The sequence below is a fragment of the Neobacillus jeddahensis genome, assembly GCF_000612625.1.
In the GTDB taxonomy this organism is placed as follows: domain Bacteria; phylum Bacillota; class Bacilli; order Bacillales; family Cytobacillaceae; genus Neobacillus; species Neobacillus jeddahensis.
On the sequence record NZ_CCAS010000118.1, the window covers coordinates 1 to 2,920 of the forward strand.

Here is a 2,920-nt window from a genome sequence, read left to right on the forward strand (position 1 = left end):
GAAAAAAACTTTATTTCTTTCTTATTGTCGCGGGGTGGAGCAGTCTGGTAGCTCGTCGGGCTCATAACCCGAAGGTCGTAGGTTCAAATCCTGCCCCCGCAATTTGGTCCGGTAGTTCAGTTGGTTAGAATGCCTGCCTGTCACGCAGGAGGTCGCGGGTTCGAGTCCCGTCCGGACCGCCATTTATATCTTAATCGTTTAACTATTTTTGTTGAACTTTTTTTGCAAAAACGATATACATATCTTGGCTCAGTAGCTCAGTCGGTAGAGCGGATTGCTCACCACACTGAATAAGCTTCTGCGGCAATCTGCGAGAAAGAACGAAAGTTCTTTTGAGCAAAGGACTTACTGCATACTAATTGTAGGGTACAACTTTATTTTATGGCTCAGTAGCTCAGTCGGTAGAGCAAAGGACTGAAAATCCTTGTGTCGGCGGTTCGATTCCGTCCTGAGCCATCTTTTTTATTTTACGGAGGGGTAGCGAAGTGGCTAAACGCGGCGGACTGTAAATCCGCTCCCTCAGGGTTCGGCGGTTCGAATCCGTCCCCCTCCACCATCGTGGCGGTTGTGGCGAAGTGGTTAACGCACCTGATTGTGGTTCAGGCATTCGTGGGTTCGATTCCCATCAGCCGCCCCATTTCTTTTTTTAATATTGGGCTATAGCCAAGCGGTAAGGCATCGCACTTTGACTGCGACATGCGTTGGTTCAAATCCAGCTAGCCCAGCCAAAGTTAGGCAGCATAGCCAAGTGGTAAGGCAGAGGTCTGCAAAACCTTTATCCCCGGTTCAAATCCGGGTGTTGCCTCCAATTTCATATGCGGGTGTAGTTTACTGGTAAAACCTCAGCCTTCCAAGCTGATGTAGTGGGTTCGATTCCCATCACCCGCTTCTCTTCTATTATGGGCCTATAGCTCAGCTGGTTAGAGCGCACGCCTGATAAGCGTGAGGTCGATGGTTCGAGTCCATTTAGGCCCACCATAATAGATATACTGTTCCGCAGTAGCTCAGTGGTAGAGCTATCGGCTGTTAACCGATCGGTCGTAGGTTCGAGTCCTACCTGCGGAGCCATTTTTTAGGGAAAACACTGAAGTGGTATCGCTGGTATAGGCATATCTTGTATCACCGTTGCTAGGGTCGAATTCCCATCCATAGATCCATGCGCCTTTAGCTCAGCTGGATAGAGCATACGCCTTCTAAGCGTACGGTCAGAGGTTCGAATCCTCTAAGGCGCGTAAATGAACATATTATAAAAAAAACAGCTTGGATAAGTTTAGCTTATCCAGGCTTTTTTGTGTTCAAAAAATATTTTTCTATCTGTTTCAATTCCATCAACAATTATGTAAAGTCCTGTATTAAACATATGTAAGTTCTTACCTTTATAATAGCAAGCAAGCGTCCTAAGCCTACATAACTAAAAGGCTGAATAGGTTCATCGCCTATTCAGCCTTTTACAAGCTTTAATTCAGTTCAAGTTGCGTTTTCAATTCATTTTGAACTCTTTGTTTTTCTTCATCAGAAACCAATCCATAATAGATGCCATCTATCTTTGTTCCTTGTTCTTTGATCTCCATTTGTTGGATGTTTTTTCCGGCTTCCTTATAATTCTTCTGAATGTCCATTAATTGATCAAAAGTAAGGTTTGTTTTAACATTTTTTCCAAGTGCTCCAAAAATATCTGAGTAATTGGTCAAGCTGGATAAACTTATGCCTTCTTGGATGATCCCTTGAATAATTTGACGCTGTCTAGTCTGACGGCCAAAGTCGCCTCTCGGGTCTTCGTATCTCATTCTAGTATAGCTTAAGGCTTTATCTCCGGTAAGAGTCAATTGACCTTTAGTAAAATGGAATCCATCCTGGGTAAAGTCTATGTCGTTTTGGACGGTAACGCCGCCAACAGCATTTACGATATCCTTAAATCCTTCCATATTCACTTGAAGGTAATAATCGATTGGGATGTCGAGGAAGTTTTCAACGGTATCCATTGACATGGGCACTCCACCAAAAGCATAGGCGTGGTTGATCTTATCTACTTTCCCTTTTCCGACGATCTCCGTCCGCGTGTCCCGGGGGATGCTGAGCATTTTAACTGAATTGTTATTTGGATTGACGGTTAAGACAATAATCGTATCAGAACGACCCTTGTCCCCTTCACGTTCATCCACCCCTAACATCAGTACAGAAAAGGGGTCCTTTTCTGTAAAAGCTACAGGTTCTTGACGCTTTTCCGATTGCTTCCGATCAATTGGTTGATGCATCGTTGTGACAGCATTTTTAAATGATTTATAAACAGTGTAGGCATAGGCCCCACCAGCAACCAATAACACTAAAAGGATGATTCCAGTTACCTTTAGCCACTTTCTTTTCTTTTTAGCGGTCCTCATTCGACATTTCCTCCAAAAAAAATACAATTTTTTAACATCTAAGTTATAGAATAGCAAAAAAATAGCGATGAGGATAGAAAAAAATTGTGGAAATTCCAATGAGTTCATACTAATTGCCTAATACTTTCGTTTTACAAGATTATATGGTAGGGAAGTGAACTTCTATTCTATGACTTTGATCAAAGTGGCTGTTCGGGGTTCAGTTCGAATTGATAGAAAAGTTGATAGAAAAAAGGCCCCTATGAAATGGGACCTTTTGCTCTTATAGGAGGGTTTCGCGTTTATCAAGATAATGGTCATACATTTCCAGACTCTCCAGCAGCTCATGTTTGTACACTAATAACGCTTTTCTAACGACGGCATTATAGTTGTCGCTATTAAGCTCGTTATTACAGTCTGTTAGTTCCTTGTTCTTCACCAATTGTAGCTCCATAAAAATGCTCCCTAGATCTCTCCCCATTATAAAAAACCTCCAACACACATTCTTTTTCTACCCCTAGCATCGTCAATTTCAACGGAATATATACAAGGGGGCCTGA

At 42.6% G+C, this 2,920-nt stretch carries 2 protein-coding genes and 11 tRNA genes; 11 read left to right on the forward strand and 2 right to left on the reverse strand.

The window, feature by feature from the left end; translation table 11 throughout:
* The first annotated feature begins 28 nt into the window (after nt 1–28).
* The 11 genes from TY15_RS22750 (at nt 29) to TY15_RS22800 (ending at nt 1,232) form a co-directional block, all read left to right on the forward strand.
* Nucleotides 29–102 (forward strand) — tRNA-Met (locus TY15_RS22750).
* A 3-nt stretch (nt 103–105) separates the two neighbouring features.
* Nucleotides 106–182, forward strand: a tRNA-Asp gene (locus tag TY15_RS22755).
* Between the two features lie 201 nt (nt 183–383).
* Nucleotides 384–456, forward strand: a tRNA-Phe gene (locus TY15_RS22760).
* Nucleotides 457–471: 15 nt separating this feature from the next.
* Nucleotides 472–556: transfer RNA gene (locus TY15_RS22765), tRNA-Tyr, on the forward strand.
* Between the two features lie 5 nt (nt 557–561).
* Nucleotides 562–637 (forward strand) — tRNA-His (locus TY15_RS22770).
* 16 nt (nt 638–653) lie between these two features.
* A tRNA-Gln gene (locus tag TY15_RS22775) sits at nt 654–728 on the forward strand.
* 6 nt (nt 729–734) lie between these two features.
* Nucleotides 735–808 (forward strand) — tRNA-Cys (locus tag TY15_RS22780).
* A 9-nt stretch (nt 809–817) separates the two neighbouring features.
* A tRNA-Gly gene (locus tag TY15_RS22785) sits at nt 818–888 on the forward strand.
* 13 nt (nt 889–901) lie between these two features.
* A tRNA-Ile gene (locus tag TY15_RS22790) sits at nt 902–978 on the forward strand.
* Between the two features lie 15 nt (nt 979–993).
* Nucleotides 994–1,068: transfer RNA gene (locus TY15_RS22795), tRNA-Asn, on the forward strand.
* Nucleotides 1,069–1,158: 90 nt separating this feature from the next.
* Nucleotides 1,159–1,232, forward strand: a tRNA-Arg gene (locus TY15_RS22800).
* A gap of 225 nt (nt 1,233–1,457) precedes the next feature.
* Here the strand turns inward: TY15_RS22800 and tagU are convergent.
* Both tagU and TY15_RS22810 read right to left on the reverse strand, forming a co-directional pair.
* Entirely contained in the window at nt 1,458–2,381 is a 924-nt protein-coding gene (gene tagU, locus TY15_RS22805; protein ID WP_040203330.1) for a polyisoprenyl-teichoic acid--peptidoglycan teichoic acid transferase TagU, read from the reverse strand.
* Nucleotides 2,382–2,643: 262 nt separating this feature from the next.
* The gene (locus TY15_RS22810; RefSeq protein WP_211199106.1) at nt 2,644–2,814 is read right to left on the reverse strand and encodes a hypothetical protein; all 171 of its coding nucleotides are present in this window, start codon (nt 2,812–2,814) and stop codon (nt 2,644–2,646) included.
* Nucleotides 2,815–2,920 lie beyond the last annotated feature (106 nt).

What these genes read in the sequence shown, in the direction of transcription:
- tagU (WP_040203330.1), bottom strand. Translation starts at nt 2,381, where the DNA reads ATGAGGACCGCTAAAAAGAAAAGAAAGTGGCTAAAGGTAACTGGAATC.
- TY15_RS22810 (WP_211199106.1), bottom strand. Translation starts at nt 2,814, where the DNA reads ATGGAGCTACAATTGGTGAAGAACAAGGAACTAACAGACTGTAATAAC.